The 6,107-nt window shown below is 35.7% G+C and carries 5 protein-coding genes; 4 read left to right on the forward strand and 1 reads right to left on the reverse strand.

Annotated features, from left to right (window positions below; genetic code table 11):
- Window position 1: 1 nt before the first annotated feature.
- The 4 genes from HRU49_RS08655 to HRU49_RS08670 all read left to right on the forward strand — a co-directional run bounded on the left by HRU49_RS08655 (window position 2) and on the right by HRU49_RS08670 (window position 5,717).
- Window positions 2–865 carry a GLPGLI family protein gene (locus HRU49_RS08655; RefSeq protein WP_296356192.1) on the forward strand — a complete coding sequence of 288 codons (864 nt, stop codon included), beginning with the start codon at window positions 2–4 and terminating at the stop codon, window positions 863–865.
- Window positions 866–969: 104 nt separating this feature from the next.
- Entirely contained in the window at window positions 970–1,851 is an 882-nt protein-coding gene (locus HRU49_RS08660; RefSeq protein ID WP_296356194.1) for a GLPGLI family protein, read from the forward strand.
- A 150-nt stretch (window positions 1,852–2,001) separates the two neighbouring features.
- Window positions 2,002–2,910 carry a GLPGLI family protein gene (locus HRU49_RS08665; protein ID WP_296356196.1) on the forward strand — a complete coding sequence of 303 codons (909 nt, stop codon included), beginning with the start codon at window positions 2,002–2,004 and terminating at the stop codon, window positions 2,908–2,910.
- Between the two features lie 23 nt (window positions 2,911–2,933).
- Window positions 2,934–5,717 carry a carboxypeptidase regulatory-like domain-containing protein gene (locus HRU49_RS08670; protein ID WP_296356198.1) on the forward strand — a complete coding sequence of 928 codons (2,784 nt, stop codon included), beginning with the start codon at window positions 2,934–2,936 and terminating at the stop codon, window positions 5,715–5,717.
- A gap of 39 nt (window positions 5,718–5,756) precedes the next feature.
- Here the strand turns inward: HRU49_RS08670 and HRU49_RS08675 are convergent.
- A partial coding sequence (locus HRU49_RS08675) for a hypothetical protein (RefSeq protein WP_296356200.1) occupies window positions 5,757–6,107 on the reverse strand: 351 nt, incomplete at its 5' end.

The following is a 6,107-nucleotide window of genomic DNA, read 5'->3' on the forward strand; positions in this document are numbered from 1 at the left end:
AATGATAACAATTATTAGAGTTGTAGTCTTGGCATTAACAGCGGTTATTTCAACTGTTAATGCTCAAGATTTTCAGGGTGTGGCGACTTATAAAACACAGCGTCAAGTCGATATTAAAATCGATAGTGCCAAAATGGATGCAGGCATGCATGCCCAAATGGTAGAAATGATGAAAAAACAGTTTCAAAAGACCTTTAAGCTCACCTTTAATAAGGAAGAATCTGTTTATAAACAAGATGAGGAACTCAGTAAGCCGCAAGTTGGTGGTGGAGAATTTCAAGTAGTTATGATTGGTGCAGGAGGTGGAACGGATGTACTTTATAAAAACACTAAAGAGCAACGCTTTTCGCAACAGGTGGATACCTATGGAAAGATCTTTTTAGTAAAAGATAATATCGAAAAAATAGATTGGAAATTAGGCTCTGAAAGTAAGTTTATTGGAGACTACCAGTGCTACAAAGCTACTTACACTAAGATGGTGCCTAAGGTTAGAGAGGTTTTGAGGAGTGCTGATGATGAGAAAGAAGACATTGATTTGGATACCGAACCAGAAATGGAGGAACGTACAGTGACAGCGTGGTACACACCTCAAATCCCTGTTAATAACGGTCCGGATGATTATCAAGGATTACCTGGCTTAATCTTGGAAATTCACGATGGTAAGTTAACGATTATATGCAGTAAGATTGTATTAAATCCAAAAGAAAAAGTAGAGATTAATGAGCCTACAAAAGGAAAAGAGGTCAAACAGGAAAAGTACGAGGAAATCATGGAGAAAAAGGCTAAGGAAATGATGGAGCGTTATAGACCAAGAGGTGGTGACGATCAAAATGGTTCTAGCTTTAGTATTTCTAAAGGGGGATAAATCCTGATGCACTGGCTTTGTTAATTTTATGATAAACTAGAGGTTTTTTGTTTAATGAATAAATATATTTGTTCAACATTATATTTAACTAATACTGTTTATTCATGAAATCATTATTCTTAAAATCCACCGTTGTTCTTGCTTTATTTCTCTTAAGTAGCGCCTCAGAAACTTTTACAAGTTTAAATCTAATAACGTCAAAGCCTTCAGATGACTTCCAAGGTCAGGCCTATTATATTTCCAAAGCGAAAATGGAACTTGGGAGATGGGGAGCACGTCTTAGCGAAGCACAAAAGAAACAAGTAGCAGCGCGTCTTAAAAATAGATTAGAAAAGGAGTATATCTTAACTTTTAATAAAGAAGAAGCTTTGTTTTATGAAGACGAAAAGTTAGACGCTATGTCTGGGGCAACAGATTCTTGGGGTAAGAATTTTGCGCCAGGTAAACAATATAAGAACGTTAAAACTAATTCGCAGATTCAAAGTCAAGAGTTCTACGGTAAGAAGTTTTTAGTGAAAGACGAGTTACAGAAGATAGAATGGAAATTAGGTAAGGAATCTAAACAAATCGGAAATTATATGTGCTTTAAGGCTACAGCGTCAATCCCTACATCAGAATTAGCATGGTATGATTTTTCATGGAGCCGTCTTAATAATGGAAATACTGATACAGAGGCAAATGGAGAGAATGCTGATGAGGCTAAAGAAAACACAGTACCAATGACTGATGTTGAGGCGTGGTATTCACCACAAATTCCTGTTGGACACGGCCCTCTAGAATACTGGGGTTTACCAGGTTTAATCTTAGAAGTGAGCGCAGGTAATACCACTATGCTTTGTACTAAAATTGTAATGAATCCAGAAGAGAAACTTGAAATTATAGCACCAGATAAGGGTAAAGAAGTGACAAAGGTCGAATACCAAGAGACTATTGTCGAAAAAATGAAAGAATTCAGAAATAATAGAATGGGTAGAAGACGTGGTTAATTTATTAACAGAAGTTTAACGCAATTATATTTTACGTTTCGCATCTAAATAAGTCTTACTGGAACATAAACCTTTAAATTGAATGTAACTGCTCTGAAAAAATTGTTAGATGATTAGTCTACATTTGTTTATCAACAATAATCATATAATATGAAGAAACCACTTTTAAAACTTACCACATTACTATGCTTAAGTTTTTGTATAGTCTCGTTTGCACAACAAGATTTTCAGGGTAAAGCGTATTACATGTCTAAGACCACTATGGACTTAGATCAATGGGGAGGTCGAGAGATAAGTCCTGAGCAACGCAAGCGTATTGAAGAACGTATGAAAACTATGCTAGAAAAAGAATTTGTGCTCACCTTCAATAAGGAAGAGTCCGTCTATAAAGAAGAAGAGCGTCTAGAAGCTCCAGGACAAGGGCGAGGTTGGGGGAGTTTTTCAAGTAGTTTTACAGGTGGCCCAAAATATAAAAATGTAAAATCTAAACAATTACTGCAAGATCGCGAGTTTTTTGGTAAGCAGTTCCTCATAAAAGATGAGCTTAAAGGGCTTGAGTGGAAAATGGGTACTGAAACCAAGAAAATTGGAAATTATATGTGCTTTAAAGCTACCGCAACTAAAACTGTAGATGAGTTTGATTGGAGAAGTATGCGACCAAAACGAGGTGGTGATAGAGCTACCAACAAAAAGGAAAAGAAAGAGGGTGACGTAGCAGATAATTCAGAAAAGAAAGATGACAACGATCCGTTAAGTGACATTGAAACTCCAAAAACAGTAGAAGTTGTAGCGTGGTATACCCTTCAAATTCCTATTAGCCAAGGGCCGGATGATTACTGGGGACTACCAGGGTTAATTTTAGAAGTCAGTGCTGACAGAACTACTATTTTGTGTACTAAAATTGTAATGAACCCAGAAGAGAAAGAAGAAATCGAAAAACCAGAAAAGGGAGACGAGGTTACACAAGCTGAGTACAATGAGATTATAACCAAGAAGATGCAAGAAATGCGCGAAATGTATGGCGGCCGAGGAGGACGTGGCGGTCGCGGAAGAAACTAAACAAACCAAACACATATTTACCGATGAAAAAATTTTTATTGCTACTATGCATAGTAGTAACAGGAAGTTCTTTTGCTCAAATTAGGATGCAAGGTGTTGTAAAAGACAGTATTGGAACACCGCTGGAATTGGCTAATGTCATAGCCATCAATCAAGAAACAAACGCATTAGAATCTTATGCTGTAACTAACGACAAGGGAAAGTATATTTTGTCTTTAGGTAAAAACGGTAAGTATAAACTTCAAGTAAGTTATATTGGTTACAAGACCTTTGAAGAAATCTTCTCCACTAAGGAATCCAATGTTGATAAGAATTTTACACTAGTACCAGATAATTCATTAGATGCTGTAGAGCTCACCTATGAAATGCCTGTGACGATTAAAGGAGATACACTTATTTATAACGCGGATTCTTTTAAGAATGGTTCTGAACGAAAATTAGAAGACGTATTAGAAAAATTACCCGGGGTTGAAATCAATGAGGATGGTCAAATAGAGGTTGAGGGTAAGACAGTATCTAAAATTACGGTAGAAGGAAAAGATTTTTTTGATGGCGACACGAAATTAGCGACTAAGAATATTCCGTCTAATGCAGTGGACAAAGTACAAGTACTTAGAAATTATGCTGAGGTTGGCCAATTAAGGGGAGTTCAGAACAATCAAGATAATATCGCTATTAACATAAAACTTAAAGAGGGGAAAAAGAACTTTTGGTTTGGGGATATTACCGCTGGTGCAGGTACTGCACCCTCTCCCAATGATGAGTTGTATTTAGTGCAGCCAAAGTTATTTTATTACAGTCCTAAATACAGTATTAACCTTATAGGTGATATTAACAATATAGGAGAGGTTGCCTTAAATAATAGAGATCTAAGAGGTTTTGGTGGCGGTTTTAGATTACCGAGTCGCTCTAGTGGTACAAATATTAATTTAGGGGATAATGGTCTTGGAGGTTTAACAAGTATTGCCAATTCACAAGAAGTAGTGACAAAGCTTGGTTCTGCTAACTTTAGTTATTCGCCGAATAAGGCTTTGGATTTGAGTGGGTTCTTAATTTATAACAGTAGCCGTTTAAGAACACGTGAAGAAAGCTTCTTCGATTATATCGAAGTAGAAGATGACCCAAATACACCAATTGACGAGTCTGCTTCAATTCCACCAGACGAATCAACTGTGTCCATTGGTAGGGAAGCTTCTAATCAATTTATAACTAAGTTGAGTGCCTCTTACAAGCCAAATGTTAACAATCAATTAGACTATGATATCTTAGCACGTACTTCAGATGATGAAGAACGTCAGAATTTATTCTCTTCTGTGGTTGGCGGTACCAATCAAGTTGATCAGGTAAATCCATATAGTATTAATCAAAATTTAAATTATTACTATACATTAGACGAGAATAATATTTTTGCACTAGAAGCTCAGCATTTAATTCGTGATGAGGATCCGTTTTATAATGCTATATTGGTTAATGATCCAACAAACAATACAGATCCAGACAATGATGCTTTTGATAATACAGCAGCGGGTTTAGGTTTAGATTTAGATCAGCTCAGTTATAATTTAAATCAAGACCGTCGTGTAAAAACGAATCAGTTAGATGCGAAGTTAGATTATTACAATATACTTAACTCAAAAAGCAATATTAACTTAACTTTAGGTACCATTTACAGCAACCAAAAGTTCGACTCAGATATCTTTCAGTTTTTAGACGATGGATCGCGTTTAGATCCTACACCAAACATAACAGATTTGGATGGTAATCTCTTATCTGCATCCAATTCAAATGTAGATTACACGTTTAGCGATGTGTACTTAGGCGTGCATTACAGGCTCAAAACAGGAAAATTCACCTTTACACCAGGTCTGTCTTTCCATGCCTATAGCAACCAGAACACACAACTTGGTAATAATTTTAAGGATAATTTTTTTGATGTCTTACCAGATTTTGAAGCCTTAATTCAATTTAAGAAAAGTGAGACTCTAACGTTTAATTATAGAATGCAAAATACATTCACAGACGTTACCAATATAGCAGAGGGCTTAGTTTTAAATAATTTCAACAGCATTCAGTTTGGTAACCCAGAACTCACGAATGCGCTTTCTCACAATTTATCATTGCGCTATACAAGTTTTAATTTGTTTAATTATACGAATGTTTTCGCATTTATAAATTACAATAAGAATATAGATCAGATACGATCTTTAACAAATTTTGAGAGTGTTATTAGAACAAGTTCATTTTTTAATTCTCAGTTTGCAGATGAAAGTGCAACATTTTTTGGAAGGGTTGAGCGTACCTTTGGAAAGTTTAGAGGGCGTTTAGGTGCGAATTTTAATTATTCCAAATTAAATCAGTTTGTTCAAGGCCGTCAATCTTTAAATGAGAGTTTTACGCAGTCCTACTCACCAGAAATACGCACAAACTTTAGAGAAGCACCAAATGTAAGGTTACGTTACAGATATACTGTTAGTGATAATGAACAAGGTGACAATACCACGAAGTTTATTACTAGAGCGCCATCGATTCGGTTTGATGCTTACATCTGGGATTCAATAACCTTTATTACAGATTTTGCCTATAACGAACAGGAGAGTAATGGACAGACCAATGTATTTAGAACATGGAATGCGTCTTTACGTTACAGAAAAGATAGAGATGCTAAGTGGGAGTACTCGTTAAGAGCTTCTAATATTTTAGATATCGATTCTAATGTTAGTAATGGTGCTAGTGATATTTCGGTATTTAGTCAAGAGACCTTTATACAGCCACGCTTCATCACCTTTAGGATGACCTATACTTTATAAAACAAAAAAGCCTTCTCAATTGAGAAGGCTTTTTTTTCATTATTCAGTTTTTTTTACATGCGCAGAACCTACGACCGTTCGTATTATACCAGTAGAAAAAAATATCTCACCACTGAAGTTAATATCAATAAAATCACCTGGGTTTTCGGCTGTTTTATTCACATTTATTATAATATTATTTCCTAAGAATGATGAAGGTAGAGAATAAACATATGCACCTCCATTTTCTTGAAATCGCAAAGTCATATTAATCTCACCAATGCTTTGTTCTTCGCTTATTGAGTAGCTGCCTATTTCATTTGGAACATTTGCGACAAATCGATCTAAACTATTTGGTGGGTCACCAAGGAAAATATTGTTTATTTGGATCAGACCCGAAGACAAAGGTAC

Origin of the sequence: Winogradskyella sp. (assembly GCF_013213975.1) — a bacterium.
In the GTDB taxonomy this organism is placed as follows: Bacteria; Bacteroidota; Bacteroidia; order Flavobacteriales; family Flavobacteriaceae; genus Winogradskyella.